Genomic DNA, 15,965 nt, shown 5'->3' with positions numbered 1-15,965 from the left:
GCTGCGCCGTGCCAGGCGCGAGGCGCGAGGCGGCGCGGGTCGACCCCGTCCAGCGATGAGACGACTGGACGGGGTCGGATGGGAGTGAGCTTTCGTTCCTTCGGTTGCGGTTCGTGCTCAGGCGAAGAGGGCGTTGATGTCGGCGCCGTCGATCGGCACGCCCGCGTGCTTGAGCAGGTCGATGATCTCCCACTTGCCGTCGACGGTGGAGAGCTTCTCGAACAGCGCGACCCCACCGACCTTCTCCTTCGCCGGGGTCCAGTGCGGGTCGCGGTTCAGGTACGAGAAGGCGTCGCCTCGGAGCAGGCCCGAGAACACCGACGCGACGATGGTCGAACCGACGGCGCCGAGGTGCTCCCCATTGTTGGGCGCCTCGCTCGCCTCCTTGAGGATGTAGACCCAGAGGGACTCCTCCAACGGGGCGAGGTTCTCGAGCGGGCGGATGTGCAGCGCGTGCGCGACCTCCGTGGCAGGAGGCAGCTCCATGCGCCATCCGCGCCGGATGTTCAGCTCAGCGAGCGGATTCGGCGTCGGACCGCCAGGGATGGTGAAGACCGCCTTGCTGAGGTGCATGTCGATCTTGTGCGCCAGTTGGGGGAATGGCCCGGCCGACGACGGGAAGTCGAAGAACCAGTCCCACTGGAGTGAATGGCGGTCGGGCAACGGCGATCCGCCTCGGAGGTCGGGCGGCCCGGGCACGGGTTGGCTCGGCTGGGTGACGCCGGCCGTCGTGAAGATCGGCTTGCCGAACTGCGTGCCGATGCCGCCCTGCAACGGGAAGTTGATCTGGTACTCGGCGCGGATCATCGAGTGGCCGAACCGGTACGCCGCCGCCGAGAACTCGACCGGCATGAACGGGTTCTCGCTCCAGTCGTAGACGTCCTTCAGGCCGTAGGTCACGGTGTAGAAGGGGCCGTCGGCGTCGCCGCCGTCCTCGTCGAAGGCGATCGCCTTGTCGAACACCGACTTGGAGACGATGCGAGAGACGAAGTCGTTCCAGACCAGGTACTGGTAGAACCACACCGTGATGCGCTGCGCCTCGAGGAACAGTGCTCGTCCCGACTTGGTCGTGGCGTCAGGGGCATCCGCGAGCTTCTGCAGCGTGCTGTTGTGCGCGAGCACGAACGCGAGCTGCAGTTGGGCGACGATGCGGTTCTCGTCGTTCCTGGGGTCGCCGATGAGTGCGACCCCGTCGGCGTTGCGCTGCAGGTCGGGTTCCTTCGGCGACACGCCCTTCCCGACCTTCAGGAAGCCCGAGAAGCCGTCGTGCAGCGGGCGGGCGTGATCGTAGAGGTACGGCTGGTCGTCGGGTCCGCGACCGTACAGGCTGTCGAGGTCGAACCGGGGCGAGCGGAAGTTCTGCAGGCCGTCGGGGTCGTTGTGCCGCGTGAGGCTCGACTGCGGGTCGAAGGTGATGTCGTGGTCGATGAACTGGCCGAAATACGTGTAGCCGACGGGCATCGCGCTGTCGGGCGGAGCGCCGTCGGCGAACATCTCGTTGACCGCGAAGTCGCGGATCGCCTGCGTCTTCTCGGCGTCGGTGGTGCCGGGCGGCGACCAGGTCGAGAACCCGCGTCCGAAGAGGCGGCCGAACCGACCCTCGTGGCTGCGGGAGTGCGGGACATTGAGTGGCACGATCGAGTGCGCGGATGCGTGTTGCATGGCGTTCGCCCTCCAGGGGTGGGCCCGCGCGCTGCGACGGCGGGGCGTCGCCATCGCGGCTTCTACGGGGTGGATACCGCGAAGGTACGACGTGCCTGAGGAATGCTCATCAGTGCTGCCACTGATCGTGGAGGCCCGACCGGCGGGCGCCCGGTCAGAACCAGATGCTGAGGTGCGGCGTGCGCGGCGCGTGGAACAGGCGGTCGGCGAGGGCGAGCGATCCGGGCGCGAGTTCGGCGATGCGTCCCGCGCGGGCGAGCACCGACGGGCGGGTGCCGCCCAGGTAGATCGAGGCGAGCTCGCGGGCGTCGAGTCGGAGCCCGTGCGCGGCCTGGGGGCGGGAGCGCCGACCGCTGCGGAACTGGCCGCTCGCGGCATCCGTCGCCACCTCGGCCGGGCGCACCTCGGCGCGCCCGTCGCCCGCGACGTCGAGCACGAACGTGCCGGCGGCGTGCCCGAGCGGATCGGTCACCTCGAGCGTCAGGGTTCCGGTGCCGCCGTATTCGCGGGCCGAGAGTGCGGCGACCGGGTCGATGATGCGCAGCCAGAGGTGGTCGCCGACGTCGTGGAGGCTGACGGCCCGCGGGTCCTCGAGCAGCCAGGGCAGCGGCTCGTCGACGCTGCGGAGGCGCACGCGGATCTCGGTCACGAAGTCCTGTTCGACGAGGAATCGCCAGAGGGCGCGCTCGGCGTCATCGCTCGCGGCGACGAACAGGTCGCACTCGACGGCCCCCGGCAGGTCGGGCCGGCGCACCACCCGGAAGGCGACGAATCCCTGCGCCTGACCTGCGGCATCGTCGTACCTCGCCACGCGGATGGCGCGCGACTCGGCGCTGCTCGGGTCGACGAGGCCGAGGTGGCGTTCGAGCAGGCCCGGCCATCGGTCGATCTCACCGGGGGTGCGGGCGACGGCGCGGCGGGCGATGGCCGGGGCCTTGCCGATGAGGTCGGCGGGCTCGACGAACTCCACGCGGCCGGGTGACTCCGGCCCGATCCAGTGCACGCGGCGCCGGTCGACGTGCACGGTCGCAGCGGATGCCGCGGGGCTGAACCCGAACCGCCCGTAGATGGTCGCCTCGGTGGCCGTGAGCATGGCGAGTGCGGCGCCGGCCGACTTCGCGTAGCGGAGTTGCGCCTCGAGGAGCGCCCGGGCGATGCCGCGCCGGCGATGGGTCGGCGAGACCGTGACCCCGCTCACCGCCCACGCGTCGACGCTGCGCCCGCCGGGCACGCTGAGGCCCGACGGCCAGCCGTCCACGGTGGCGACGGGCATGTGCGCGTCCTGCGCCGAGAGGTCGTAGACGCCGCGAACGTTGCGCTGCCGCGCGACCTGCAGTGCCCGCCGCAGTTCCGGTGCCTCGGGGCGCGCGTGATGGAACCCGCGCGTCTCGGCCTGGACCCACGCCTGCATCGCCGATTCATCGGCCGGGTCGACCTGGCGGTAGTCGAATCCGCGTCCGGCGAGTGCGTTCACCGCGGTGGGGTCGGCCGGAATGCTGTGCGGATCGAACATCATCCCAGCGTACCCATGGGCGCGCTTCCCGGGCAGAATGGACGCATGACTCGGCAAGCGCTTTCCCGCATGGACCACGCGATCGACGGACGGCACCCGGCGCGATCCGTGGTGCGGCTGCTCGACCTGCACCGCGGGCGGGTGCTCGGCGCCGTCGCCTTCTTCACCGTCAAGGACACCCCGCTCTGGCTGCTGCCGGTCATCACGGCCGCGATCATCGACGTGGTCGTGGCCGGCGGCCCGACCTCGACCCTCATGATCTGGGCCGGCGTCGCGGTCGTCGCCCTCGCCCAGAACTACCCGAACCACGTGCAGTACACGCGCCTCTACATGGGCGCCGTGCGCGCGATCGGCGCCGACCTGCGCAATGCGCTGGCGGCCAGGCTGCAGGCGCTCTCCATCGGATTCCACTCCCGGGCGAACTCCTCGGTCGTGCAGACCAAGGTCGTGCGCGACGTCGAGAACGTCGAGGTCATGCTGCAGCAGACGGCGCATCCGCTGCTCTCGGCGACCATGGTGCTCGTCGGCGCCGTCGTGATGACGGCCATCAACGTGCCCGCGTTCCTGCCCGTCTACGCCCTCGCGATCCCGCTCGCCGTGCTGCTGCGCGCGATCCTCAACCGCCGCAGCGCCATGCGCAACGCCTCGTTCCGCCGCGAGGTCGAGCAGTTCTCGGCCCGCGTCGGCGAGATGGCGACGCTGCTGCCCATCACCCGCGCCCACGGCCTCGAGCAGACCGCCGTCAGCCGGGTCGCGCACGGCGCTGAGGGCGTGCGGGCGGCCGGCTTCCAGCTCGACCTGCTGAACGGCCGCTTCGCGTCGCTGTCGTGGGTGAGCCTGCAACTGCTGGGCGTCGGATGCCTCGTGCTCGCCGCCTGGATCTCGATCACCGGGCTCATCCCGATCACGCCCGGCCAGGTCGTGCTGCTGAGCTCGTACTTCGCCCTGCTCACGGGTGCGGCGACGAACCTGCTCATGCTCCTGCCGATCATCGCCCGCGGCACCGAGTCGATCCGCTCGATCGGCGAGCTGATGCAGGACCCCGACCTCGAGCGCAACGAGGGCAAGCGGGTCGTCACCGAGGTGCGCGGCGACCTCCGGCTGGAGTCGGTCGGGTACCGGTACGACGACGGGGCCGGCAATGGTGCGGGGGCGGATGCCGCAGCCGGGCCGGATGCCGCGGCCGGGCCGGATGCCGGCGGCGCCCGCGCCGCGCAGGTGCGGGCGCGCCCGGCGCTCGACGACGTGACCCTCGACATCCGCTCGGGGGAGACCGTGGCCTTCGTCGGCTCGTCCGGATCGGGCAAGTCCACGCTGCTCAACCTCGTGCTCGGGTTCCTGCGCCCCACCGGCGGACGCGTGCTCCTCGACGGCGCCGACATGGAGGAGCTCGACCTGCGCACCTTCCGCAGCTTCGTGTCGGTCGTGCCGCAGGAGTCCGTGCTCTTCGAGGGCAGCATCCGCGAGAACATCGTCTACGGGCTCGGCGACGTCGACGACGCCCGCGTGCTCGCCGCCCTGCGCGACGCGAACGCCCTCGAGATCGTCGAGGCCCAGCCCGACGGATGGCACACGGTCGTCGGCGAGCGGGGCGCGCGCCTCTCTGGCGGCCAGCGCCAGCGGCTCTCGATCGCCCGCGCGCTCGTGCGCGACCCGCGCGTGCTGCTGCTCGACGAGGCGACGAGCGCGCTCGACCCCGAGTCCGAGGCGAAGATCAAGGGCGCGCTCGAGCACCTCATGCGCGGACGCACGACGCTCGTGGTCGCGCACCGGCTCTCGACGATCCGCTCGGCCGACCGCATCGTCGTGCTCGAGCACGGGCGCATCGTCGAGATCGGATCGCACGCCCAGCTGCTCGCCGCGGGCGGACGCTACGCCGAGCTCGACCGGGTGCAGTCGGTCTAGGGCGGATGCCGCGGGGCCACGTAAGTTGGTGGGAGGGCTCCGGCGCCCGGCCGGACCGAACGGGGGAATCGATGGACTGGACCGAACGACACCTGGTGGATGCGTACGTCTTCGGGTATCCGCTGGTGTACAACGTGTCGAGCATGCAGGCGATCGCGGCCAACGGGCTCGGGTCCTTGCCGCCCGCCCGGTTCAACGCGTTCACGCACGCCTCGACGCTCGCGTCGCCGGCCGATGCGTTCGTGAGCGTCAACAACGACACGGTGTACGCGCTCGGCCTCCTCGACCTGTCGGCCGGACCGCTGCTGCTGCACGTGCCCGACACCGACGGCGCCTACTACGTGCTGCAGTTCGTCGACGCGTGGACGAACAACTTCGCCTACGTCGGGCGCCGGGCCACCGGCACCGCCGAAGGCGAGTACCTCATCGTGCCGCCCGGGTGGACGGGCACCGCGCCCGACGGCGTGCCCGTGATCGAGTCGCCCACCGACCTCGCGGCGATCGTCGGGCGCCTCGCCGTCGACGGCGAAGACGACATGCCGCGTGTTCGCGCCCTGCAGCCCCAGTTCGCCCTGACGCCGTTCGAGGGCGAGCGGCCCGCGCGCGGGATCCCGCACCCGCACCCCGACCTGCCCGAGCACCTGCGGTTCTGGGAGCTGCTGCGCGCGTGGAGCCAGGCGTTCCCGCCGGCCGCCGCCGAGGTCGAGTTCCTGCACCGCTATGCCGAGTACGGCCTCACCGACCCGGGCAACCCCTTCGGCCTCGTGGCACGCGACCTCGAGGAGCACCTCGCGACGGCGTTCGCCGCGGGTCGCGCCGAGGTCGAGGAGCTCTCGAAGCCCGACCCCGATGCGGCCGTCAACGGATGGCTCGGCCTTCCGCACGGGTTCGACTACAACGTCGACTTCCTCGGCCCGGGCACGATCGACGCGCCCGAGTGGAAGATCGCCGACCGCGCCGCAGCCCACGCCACGCGCGCTCGGTCGGCCCGCAACGGACTGTGGGGCAACCACGGCTACGAGGCGTACTACGCCGAGGTCTTCGTCGATGCCGACGGCGAGCGGCTGAACGGCGCGCACGCCTATGAGCTGCGCCTGACCGAGCTGCCGCCGGCTGACGCGTTCTGGTCGATCACGATGTACTCGACGCCCGAGTTCCTCCTCGTCGAGAACCCCATCGGACGCTATTCGATCGGCGACCGCACGCCCGGCATCGTCACGGGCGATGACGGCTCGGTCATGATCCGCATGCAGCATGAGCGGCCCGACGACGCGGCTGCCGCGGCGAACTGGCTGCCGGCGCCCGAGGGCGACTTCCGGCCGCTGCTTCGGGTCTACCAGCCGCGCGAGGCGATGCTCGACGGCACCTTCGCCATGCCGGCGATCACCCGCATCGGCTGAACAGGTCGCCCCGATCGCCGTGGTGGCGATCGGGGCGCAGGGTCAGACGGTGACGGATGCCGCGAGATGCGGCGCGACCGCCGATGCGAAACCGGCCGCGGTGCGGGCGACGACCTCGGCATAGGGGGTGTCCCAGATGTCCTGGTTGAAGATCTCGACCTCGATGTCGCGGTCGTAGCCGGTCGCCTCGACGGCCTCGGTGAGCGTCGCGAAGTCGATGACGCCGTCGCCGGGGTAGTGGCGCCCGAGCAGCACATCGGCAGGCAACGGGGTCTTCCAGTCGCAGACCTGGTAGGTGGCGATGCGGCCCTCGGCGCCGGCCCGTGCGATCTGAGGCAGCACCTCGGGGTCCCACCAGACGTGGAACGTGTCGACCGTGACGCCGACGACCGACGGATCGAACGGAGCCGCGAGGTCGAGCGCCTGCTTCAGCGTCGAGACCACGGCGCGGTCGGAGACGTACATCGGGTGCAGCGGCTCGATCGCGAGCGTGACGCCGGCGGCGGCCGCGTCGGGTGCGAGCTCGGCCAGCGCGTCGGCCACCCGCGAGCGGGCGCCGACGAGGTCGTTCGACCCCTCGGGCAAGCCGCCCGCGACGAGCACGAACACGGGCGTGCTGCCCGGTGCGCCGGCGGCCGCGAGGGTCGCCGTCTCCTCGATGCCGCGACGGTTGTCGTCGATGGACGCGCGGCGCTCGGGGCCCTCGGGCATCGTGAAGAAGCCGCCGCGGCAGTACGTCGACAGCCGCAGGCCCGAGTCGCCGAGGCGGCGCGCGGCCTCACCGAGCCCGACGGCCTGCACGGGCTCGCGCCATAGGCCGATCGACTCGTAGCCGCCGTCGGCGGTGACCCGCAGGGCCTCGTCGAGCGATGCGTACTTGATGGTCGCCTGGTTCATCGACAGGCGGGGGTGCGCGCTCATGCGAGCACCTCCTCGTCGACGGATGCCGCGTCGACGGCATCCGCCGACGCGGAGTCTTCGGCGGATGAAGGGACCGAGGCGGCCGGAGCGCCGGCTGCGGCATCCGCTTCGGACGCGGCATCCGTCGCCGGCACCGTCGCCGAGGTGACGTCGACGCCGTTCAGCGTGAGCAGCGAGTGCCAGCGGGCCGCCGCGAGCTCGGGGCGCTCGAGGGCGCCCGAGGTGTTCGCGAGCTCGACGATGCGCGACAGGTGCGGCAGGCTCCGTGCCGCGTGCAGCCCGCCCACCATCTGGAACGCCGCCTGGTGGCCGTTCAGCCACGACAGGAACGCGACGCCGGTCTTGTAGTAGTACGTCGGCGCGGCGAACACCTGCTGCGAGAGCGGTTCGGTCGGTGCGAGGATCTCGCGGTACCCCGCGACGTCGCCGCGGTCGAGTGCCTGGATCGCCGCGGACGCGTTCGGCGCGAGGCACGAGAACGCGCCGAGCAGCGCGTCGGAGTGCCCCTGCTCGTCGCCCTCGAGGAGGCCGACGTAGTGGAAGTCGTCGCCCGTGAACATGCGCGCCGACTCGGGCAGGCGCCGGCGCACGGAGATCTCGGCGTCGGCGTCGAGCAGGCTCATCTTGACGCCCTGCACCTTGTCGCCGTTGTAGCCGATGATCTGCAGCAGCGTCTCGGCCGCGGCATCCGTGTCGTCGGATCCGAAGTAGCCGGCCAGTGCGGGATCGAACGCGGTGCCGAGCCAGTGCAGCACGACCGGCGTGCTCGCAGCGGCGAGCACCTCGCGGTACACGCGGCGGTAGTCGTCGGCGGTCTGCGCGGCACGTGCGAGGTGACGGCTCGCCATGAGCACGACGCCGGCGCCCGCGTCTTCCGTGTGGTGCAGCTGCTCCTTGTAGGCGTCGATGACCTGGTCGAGCGAGATGAGCTCGTCGTCGACGTGGTCGGTGTTCACGCCAACCACGAGCCTGCCGCCGACGGATGCCGCCTCCGCGGCGCTGCGCGTGATGAGCTCGCGCGTGGCCGCCGCATCGAGGCCCATGTTGCGCTGGGCCGTGTCCATGGCGTCGGCCACGCCGAGGCCCCACGACCACACGTGGTGGCGGAACGCGAGCGTCGCGTCCCAGTCGATCTCGGCCGGCTGCCCCGGCGTGTTGTCGGCATGGGCCTTCGGCACGACGTGCGCGGCCGCGTACGCGACCCGGCTGGCGAGCGGATGCCGCGGCTTCGCGAACGTCGGCGCCTCGGCGAGGCCCGCGGAACGCAGGGCCCCGTCGGCGTCGAGGAGGGTCAGCGTGGTCATGTCAGCGGACTCCCGCGAACTCGGATGCGAGGGCGGCGTCGGCGTCGGTCGCGACATCCGCTGCGGCATCCGCGGCGCTCGTGGTCGTGGCGCCCGAGGCGAGCGTGACGACGGGGAGCTCGATGCGCCGGCCTTCGCGGCTCGACGCGAGGCCCTGCTCGGCGAGGAGCACGCCGCGCGCGCCGGCGAGGAAGTCGAACTCGTTGGGGGCGTCTTCGACGACGTGGCGGATGAACTCCTCCCACTGCGTCTTGAAGCCGTTCTCGAACTCGCGGTTGCCGGGGCTCTCGATCCAGTCGCCGGCGTAGTCGTGCGCGTCGGCGAGGTCGGGGTTCCACACGGGCTTGGGCGTGGCGTTGCGGGGCTGGATCTTGCAGCCGAAGAGGCCCACGACGGCCGAGCCGTGCGTGCCGTCGACCTGGAACTCGACGAGCTCGTCGCGGTTGACGCGCGTGGTCCAGCTGGAGTTGAGCTGGGCGACCACGCCGCCCTCGAGCTCGAAGATCGCGTAGGCGGCATCGTCGGCGGTGGCCGGGTAGACCTCGCCGCGCTCGTCGACGCGCTCGGGGATCTCGGTGACGGCCTTCGCGTAGACCGACTCGACACGGCCGAAGAGGTTCTCGAGCACGTAGTTCCAGTGCGGGAACATGTCGACGATGATGCCGCCGCCGTCTTCGGCGCGGTAGTTCCAGCTCGGACGCTGAGCGGGCTGCCAGTCGCCCTCGAAGACCCAGTAGCCGAACTCGCCGCGCACGCTCAGGATGCGGCCGAAGAAGCCAGAGTCGATGAGGCGCTTGAGCTTCTGCAGGCCCGGCAGGTAGAGCTTGTCGTGCACGACCCCGTTCTTGATGCCGGCCTCATCGGCGAGGCGCGCGAGCTCGAGCGCCTCCTCGAAGGACTCGGCGGTGGGCTTCTCGGTGTAGATCGCCTTGCCGGCGGCGATCGCCTTCTTGATCGCCTGCGCGCGCGCCTTCGTCACGAGGAAGTCGGCGTAGATCTGCCAGCGGTCGTCGGCGAGCGCCTCGTCGAGGTTCGTCGTGTAGTGCTCGATGCCGTGCTTGGCTGCGAGGTCGGCGAGCTTCTTCTCGCTGCGGCCGACGAGGATCGGCTCGACCTGCACGCGGGTCTCGCCGTCGGCGAGGAGCACGCCGCCCTGCTCGCGGATCGCGAGGATCGAGCGCACGAGGTGCTGGCGATAGCCCATGCGGCCCGAGACGCCGTTCATGATGATGCCGATGGTCTGGGGCGCCTGCGGCGCGGAGGCTGCGGTGCCTGCGGGGGCTGCGGTGTCTGCCACGGTTGTTCCTGTTCGACGGGGCAGGAGGCGACCGATGCCACGTCCTGCGCTGGGAAAGCGTTTACCCGAGTGTCGCACACGGGTGCGCGGCGCGCAAGACCCGGTGCGGGGGTGGCGTGCTGGCGTCGCGTGCGCGCGTGCTCCTCCAGCGGGGACGCTCGTTGCGGGCTCGGCGCCGTTCGGAGCGCAACGAGCGTCCCCGCTGTGACGCCATAGGTGGGGCGCGTTCGATGCCGGGTGCGGTGCTCGATGCCGGGCTCAGTGGTCGACGCCTGGTGCGGTCGGCGAGGGCGCCGCGGCCAGCGGGGACGCTTGTTGCGGGTTCGAGGTGGGTTGGGCCGCCACAAGCGTCCGCGCTGGGGCGTGCTCACCCGAATGACGGATGTCGCGGGGTCGGGAAGCACGGCGAGCGACGTGGCGAGTGAAGCGGCGAGTGAAGTGGCCAGCGAAGTGGCCAGGCAGTGGCCGCCCGGGGGCCGCCGGCGAGCCGGCGGGGCGGGGGAGGCTAGGCCTCGACGCGCGGCGTGCTCTCGCGGATGACGACCTCGGTCGAGACGTCGGCCGACGCAGCACGGGCGGATGCGGCATCCGCTGCGTCATCGAGTGCGAGGCGCAGGGCCTGCTCGCCGATGCGCTCCAGCGGCATGCGCACGCTCGTGAGTCGCGGCGTGACGTCGCGCACGGTCGGGATGTCGTCGAAGCCGGCGACGGCGAGGTCACGGCCGGGTTCGAGGCCGGCGTCGCGGATCGCCGACATCGCACCCATCGCCATGACGTCGTTGAGCGCGAAGACGACCTGGGTGTCGCCGATGCCCGCCTCGAGCAGGCGACGCATGCCGTCGTAGCCGCCGTCGCGCGTGAACGCGCTGCGCACGAGCCGGTCGTCGGGCAGGTTGGCGCCGGAAGAGGCGAGCCCCTCGGAGAAGCCGGCGATGCGGTCGTGCGCGGTGCGCAGGGTCTCGGGGCCGGTGAGGGCGGCGAAGCGGCGGTAGCCGAGGGCGTGCAGCTCGACGCCGAGGTCGCGCGCGCCCGCGCGGTTCGCGAGCGGCAGCGTGCGGAACGGAAGGTCGCTCTCGCTGATGAAGACCGCACGACCGCCGGTCTGCTCGTAGGCGGTGAGCTCGGCCTCGAGCGCCGCGGCGTTCGGGTCGCCGATGTTGCGCGAGCCCGACAGGATCATCACGCGCGGACGCTGCCCGCGCATCGCGCGCACGAGCTCGAGTTCGCGCTCGGCGTCGCGCTTCGTCTCGGCCATGGTGACGATGAGGCGGTCGTCGCCCGCAGCGCCCACGACGCCCGCGGCGATCGAGGAGAAGTACGGGTCGGCGATGTCGGCGACGAGCAGGGCGACGGTGGTCGACGTGCCGCGTGCGACGGCCTGGGCCGAGAGGTTGGGCGTGTAGCCGAGCTTGGCGGCGGCGGCGAGGACGCGTTCGCGGTACTCCTCGTTGACCTTGCGGGCGCTGCCGTTCAGCGACCGGGACGCGGTGGCGAGCGAGACGCCCGCCTCGCGGGCGACGTCGTGCAGGGTCGCCGGCGTCGATCGCCGGGTCTGGGTGCGGCCCTCAGCCATGGGTCCTCCTGGTCGCGGGTCGGCCTCGCCGCGCGGGTTGGTCGCGTCATCACTGGCCGAGCGCCTCGACTCTACCGCGCGGGTCGCGACCCCGGGGTTTTGCATCGCCACGTGTTGCTGATAGAAATGAGACGGCCCGAGATAGCGCTTTCCCGCTGATTTCCCGCCGATCGAGGCGCAGAACGGATGCCGCTGAGCAAGCGGTTTCTGGGCTGGGCGACGCAGACCACCCAGCGAGGCGATGGAGCACAGCATGGCGCAGCACGAACGGTACGCACTCATCGGCACGGGCAGCCGTGCGGGCATGTACATCGCGGCGATGTCCGGAACCGCGTTCGGCGCCGAGCACGTCGCCGACGTCGCCGACCTCGTGGCATGGTGCGACGTCAATCCGGGCCGCCTCGACGTCTACGAGCGCGAAGTGGTCGCGGCAGGGCATCCGGCACCCGTGCGTTACGCCGTCGACGACCTCGAGCGCATGATCGTCGACGAGCGCATCGATCGCGTCGTCGTCACGACGCCCGACTTCACGCACGCCGAGTACGTCGTGCGGGCCCTGCGCGCGGGCGCCGACGTCGTCGTCGAGAAGCCGCTCACGATCGACGCCGAGAGCGTGCGCCGCATCGGCGAGGCCATCGCCGAGACGGGCCGCGAGGTCATCACGACGTTCAACTACCGCTACAGCCCGCGCAACTCGACGCTGCGACAGGTCATCGCCGACGGCCGCATCGGCCGGGTCACGAGCGTGCACTTCGAGTGGGCGCTCGACACGGTGCACGGGGCCGACTACTTCCGCCGCTGGCACCGCGAGAAGCAGAACTCGGGCGGACTGTTCATCCACAAGGCCTCGCACCACTTCGACCTCGTCAACTGGTGGATCGCCGCGACCCCGGTGCGCGTCTTCGCGAGCGGAGGCCTGCGCTTCTACGGCGCCGAGAACGCCGAGGCCCGTGGGCTCGGCGAACGTCCGTCGCGCGGCACCGGCACGAGCGGCGACCCGTTCGCGCTCGACCTCGCGAGCGACGCGCGCATGAAGGAGCTCTACCTCGACCAGGAGCACCACGACGGCTACCTCCGCGACCGCGACGTGTTCGACGCCGGTATCACGATCGAGGACAACCTCGCCGCCCTCGTCGACTACGACTCCGGCGCGACGCTCAGCTACTCGCTGAACGCGCACGCCCCTTGGGAGGGTTACCGTGTCACCGTGAACGGCACCGAGGGCCGGGCCGAGCTCGAGGTCGTCGAGCGCGGGGCCGTGCTCATCGGCGAGGACGGCCGCGTGATCGTCGACCCCTCGATGCATCCGGATGCCTCGTCCGTCGACGACGTGCGCCCCCACGGTGAGCGCCTCGTGGTGCAGCGCCACTGGGAGGGCGCCGAGGTCGTGCCCATTCCCGAGGGCATCGGCAGCCACGGCGGCGGCGACGCGTTCCTGCTCGACCACCTCTTCCGGCGCGTGACGGATGACGCCCCGCTCGGCCGGGTCGCCGGCTACGCCGACGGCGTGCGCGCCGTGTCGGTGGGCATCGCGGGCAACCGCTCCCTCGCCACGGGGCAGCCGGTGCTGATCGGCGATCTCGAGCTCGGGGTCTGACCCCGGTCGGTCGGGCGCCCGGTCCGGCCGCGTCGGCCGCACGCGCGCTCACGCGCTGGGCCCGCCTGCGGGTACCGCGGTCCGGAGCTGCAGTGCGGCTCAGGACGCCCCGTCGATCGCGGGCGCGCTCTTCGGGTAGGCGAGCAGCATGGCACCAGAGGCGATCCAGACCAGGCCGATCGTCACGAGCAGCGTCTCGGCGCCGAGGCCGGCCGCGAGGCCCGCGACCGCGGCGCCCGCCGCAGCGGCTGCTGCGCGCAGGCCCGCCCCGACGGTGAACACCTGGGACCGGAGTGCGGGCGGACTCTGCTGCTTCCTGATGAGCAGCATCGCCGCGGCGCTCGCCGCGGTGAACAGGCCCGACGTGCCGATGGCGACGATGGTCCACGCCTGGCCGAGGTCTGCCGCGGCGATGACCGTGAACACCCCGGTGGCGGCGAACCCCGCGCCCATGACGAACTCGGGCGGGCGGCGCACCGGTGCCGCCGAGTTCCACAGCGCGCCGATCAGGCCGCCGATCGCGAACGACGTGACGATGATCGCGCCCTGGGCCGCGTCGCCGGTGCGGTGCACGGCGAGGGCCACGGCGGCGATGGAGAGGCCGCCGGCGCCGAACTGGCTCAGCGTGCCGCTCGCCGTGATGATCGCGAGCGGACGATGCGTGGCGATGTGGCGGAAGCCCGCCGCGATCGTGGCGAGCATCGATCCGTGCGGCTCGCCGGGGAGCGGGCGCAGGCGCAGCGGAATGGTGGCGATCGCGCCGACCAGGGCGCTGGCGGCCATCACGAGGGTCGCGATGCGCGCCGACCCGAACGCGGCGGCCGCAGCGACCGCCGCAGGGCCTGCGACGGAGCCGAGGTTGTAGGCGAGCGCATCCACCGCGTACGCCCTCCGCTCGTCGGGGATCACCTCGGTGACGAAGCTCGACAGCCCGCCCATGACGAATGGCACGGCCGTGCCGGCGACGATGAGCGCGAGTGCGACGACCCAGACCGGCACGACGCCGAGGAATGCTGCGACGGTGAACGCCGCCGCTGCGACCAGTCCGGCCCCGGCCATGAGCACGCCGGGCCGGCGGGTGCGGTCGAGCATCGCACCCGCGATCGGCGCTGCGACGATGCTCGGGCCGAGCGCCGCGGCCGCGAGCAGCCCGCCGAGCGCGACGTCGTCGAACTGCTCGACGGCGAGCACGGGAATCGCCACCGCGATGCCGCCGACCGCCAGCCGCGGGGGAGTGGCGGCGAAGAGGTAGGACGCGACGCCCACTCAGCCGGCCGCTGCGGCCGGAACCGTCAGCACGCCGTCGACTCGGCGCGGGATGCCGAGCGGGTTGCCCTCGCGCAACTCGGCGGGCAGCGCGGCATCCGGAGCCTCCTGGTAGGCGACCGGGCGGAGGAATCGGCGCATCGCCGTGACGCCGACCGAGGTGTGGATGGTCGTCGTCGCGGGCCACGGGCCGCCGTGCTGCTGCGCCCAGCTCACCGCGACGCCGGTCGGCCACCCGGCGAAGAGCACGCGCCCGGCGATCTCGGTGAGCACCGCGAGGATGCCGCCGAGGTCCTCGCCGGGTTCGGCGTGCACGGTCGCAGTGAGGCTGCCGCCGACGGCGCGGATCGCCGCGAGGGCGTCGTCGACGTCGGCGTACTCCACGATGAGCGTCGCCGGACCGAAGCACTCGGCGAGGAGTGCGCCGGGGTCGGCGAGCACGGCGGAGGTGGTCGTCGACAGCACGACTGCGGAGCCGGTGCCCGGCTGCTGCACGGGGTCCCCGGCGACGACGGTCACATCCTCATGCCGGGCGAGGCCGGCGACGCCGTCGGCGAATGCGGCGGCGATGCCGTCGGTGAGCATGGGCACGGCGCCCGGGTGCCCGACCTGCGCGGCGACGAGCTCGGCGAAGCCGGAGCCGCCCGGCACGAAGACGACGCCGGGGTTCGTGCAGAACTGGCCTGCGCCGAGCGTGAACGACCCGGCGAGACCTGCGGCGAGTTCGGCCGCCCGCGCCTCGACGGCCGCGGGCGTGACGAGCACGGGGTTCACGGCACTGAGCTCGCCGTAGAACGGGATCGGGTCGGGCCGCGACGATGCGAGGTCGAAGAGCGCGCGCCCGCCGTGCAGCGAACCCGTGAATCCGACGGCGCGGATCTCGGGGTGCTGCACGAGCGCGATGCCCGCGGCGCGACCCTCGACGTGTCCGAAGATGCCGTCGGGGGCGCCCGCGGCGGCGAGGGCGTCGCCCACGATCTCGGCGGTGCGCCGCGAGAGGCGGGGATGGGCCGAGTGGCCCTTGACCACGACGGGGCATCCCGTGGCGAGGGCCGACGCGGTGTCGCCACCCGCGACCGAGAACGCGAACGGGAAGTTCGACGCCCCGAACACGGCGACCGGCCCGAGCGGGCGCAGCATGCGGCGCAGGTCAGGCGTCGGCGGGATCGTCGTCGCATCGGGGTGGTCGATCGTCGCCTCGAGGTAGGCGCCCTCGACGACGGCCCGCGCGAAGAGCCGCAGCTGCGAGGTGGTGCGCGCGAGCTCGCCCGTGAGGCGGGCGGTGCCGAGGTGCGACTCCTCGTCGGCGAGCGGCACGAGCTCGTCGCGCGCCGCGTCGAGGGCGTCGGCGACGGCGGCCAGCCAGCCGGCCCGTTCGGCCGCGGTCGAGGCCACGGTCGTGGCGAAGGCCCGGCGGGCGGCCGCGGCGGTCTCGTCGACGGACGGCGAGCCCGCGGCATCCGTGACCGAACTGGCGGGGGTGGCGGTGGCGGTGGTCATGAATCCTCCGTGGGTCGAGCGGATGTC

General features: G+C 72.3%; 11 protein-coding genes. 3 read left to right on the top strand and 8 right to left on the bottom strand.

All coding sequences use genetic code 11. The features are described 5' to 3' along the window. Positions 1-117 precede the first annotated feature (117 nt). Both ACR3IO_RS05780 and ACR3IO_RS05775 read right to left on the bottom strand, forming a co-directional pair. Positions 118-1,662, bottom strand: a complete 1,545-nt coding sequence (locus ACR3IO_RS05780; protein WP_434070217.1) for a peroxidase family protein — start codon at positions 1,660-1,662, stop codon at positions 118-120. A 154-nt stretch (positions 1,663-1,816) separates the two neighbouring features. Further along, positions 1,817-3,175 (bottom strand): GNAT family N-acetyltransferase, encoded by a 1,359-nt coding sequence (locus ACR3IO_RS05775; protein WP_434070216.1) that lies wholly within the window; start codon positions 3,173-3,175, stop codon positions 1,817-1,819. Between the two features lie 45 nt (positions 3,176-3,220). Between ACR3IO_RS05775 and ACR3IO_RS05770 the strand changes: the two genes are divergently transcribed. Both ACR3IO_RS05770 and ACR3IO_RS05765 read left to right on the top strand, forming a co-directional pair. Continuing rightward, complete coding sequence (locus tag ACR3IO_RS05770; RefSeq protein ID WP_434070215.1) at positions 3,221-5,080, top strand: ABC transporter ATP-binding protein; 1,860 nt, start codon at positions 3,221-3,223, stop codon at positions 5,078-5,080. Between the two features lie 71 nt (positions 5,081-5,151). Beyond that, entirely contained in the window at positions 5,152-6,480 is a 1,329-nt protein-coding gene (locus ACR3IO_RS05765) for a DUF1254 domain-containing protein (RefSeq protein WP_434070214.1), read from the top strand. Between the two features lie 42 nt (positions 6,481-6,522). Here the strand turns inward: ACR3IO_RS05765 and ACR3IO_RS05760 are convergent, their stop codons facing one another. The 4 genes from ACR3IO_RS05760 to ACR3IO_RS05745 all read right to left on the bottom strand — a co-directional run bounded on the left by ACR3IO_RS05760 (position 6,523) and on the right by ACR3IO_RS05745 (position 11,575). Then, entirely contained in the window at positions 6,523-7,401 is an 879-nt protein-coding gene (locus ACR3IO_RS05760; protein WP_434070213.1) for a sugar phosphate isomerase/epimerase family protein, read from the bottom strand. Next, positions 7,398-8,705, bottom strand: coding sequence for a dihydrodipicolinate synthase family protein (locus ACR3IO_RS05755; protein ID WP_434070212.1), 1,308 nt, complete (start codon positions 8,703-8,705; stop codon positions 7,398-7,400). The genes ACR3IO_RS05760 and ACR3IO_RS05755 overlap by 4 nt, the downstream gene beginning before the upstream one ends. A 1-nt stretch (position 8,706) precedes the next feature. Beyond that, positions 8,707-9,930 (bottom strand): Gfo/Idh/MocA family protein, encoded by a 1,224-nt coding sequence (locus ACR3IO_RS05750; protein ID WP_434070570.1) that lies wholly within the window; start codon positions 9,928-9,930, stop codon positions 8,707-8,709. A gap of 577 nt (positions 9,931-10,507) precedes the next feature. After that, complete coding sequence (locus tag ACR3IO_RS05745) at positions 10,508-11,575, bottom strand: LacI family DNA-binding transcriptional regulator (RefSeq protein ID WP_434070211.1); 1,068 nt, start codon at positions 11,573-11,575, stop codon at positions 10,508-10,510. Positions 11,576-11,828: 253 nt separating this feature from the next. On the opposite strand from ACR3IO_RS05745, the gene ACR3IO_RS05740 reads away from it, so the two are divergent. Then, on the top strand, positions 11,829-13,172 hold the full coding sequence (locus tag ACR3IO_RS05740) for a Gfo/Idh/MocA family protein (RefSeq protein WP_434070210.1): 1,344 nt from the start codon (positions 11,829-11,831) through the stop codon (positions 13,170-13,172). A gap of 99 nt (positions 13,173-13,271) precedes the next feature. Here ACR3IO_RS05740 and ACR3IO_RS05735 read toward each other — a convergent pair whose 3' ends face one another. Together ACR3IO_RS05735 and ACR3IO_RS05730 are read right to left on the bottom strand one after the other, a co-directional pair. After that, positions 13,272-14,438: an MFS transporter gene (locus ACR3IO_RS05735; protein ID WP_434070209.1), complete on the bottom strand. Its 1,167-nt coding sequence runs from the start codon at positions 14,436-14,438 to the stop codon at positions 13,272-13,274. Then, complete coding sequence (locus ACR3IO_RS05730) at positions 14,439-15,938, bottom strand: aldehyde dehydrogenase (NADP(+)) (protein WP_434070208.1); 1,500 nt, start codon at positions 15,936-15,938, stop codon at positions 14,439-14,441. Positions 15,939-15,965 lie beyond the last annotated feature (27 nt).

This window comes from Agromyces sp. Marseille-Q5079, from assembly GCF_051016555.1.
In the GTDB taxonomy this organism is placed as follows: domain Bacteria; phylum Actinomycetota; class Actinomycetes; order Actinomycetales; family Microbacteriaceae; genus Agromyces.
This window is presented reverse-complemented; position numbering and strand designations above follow the sequence as displayed.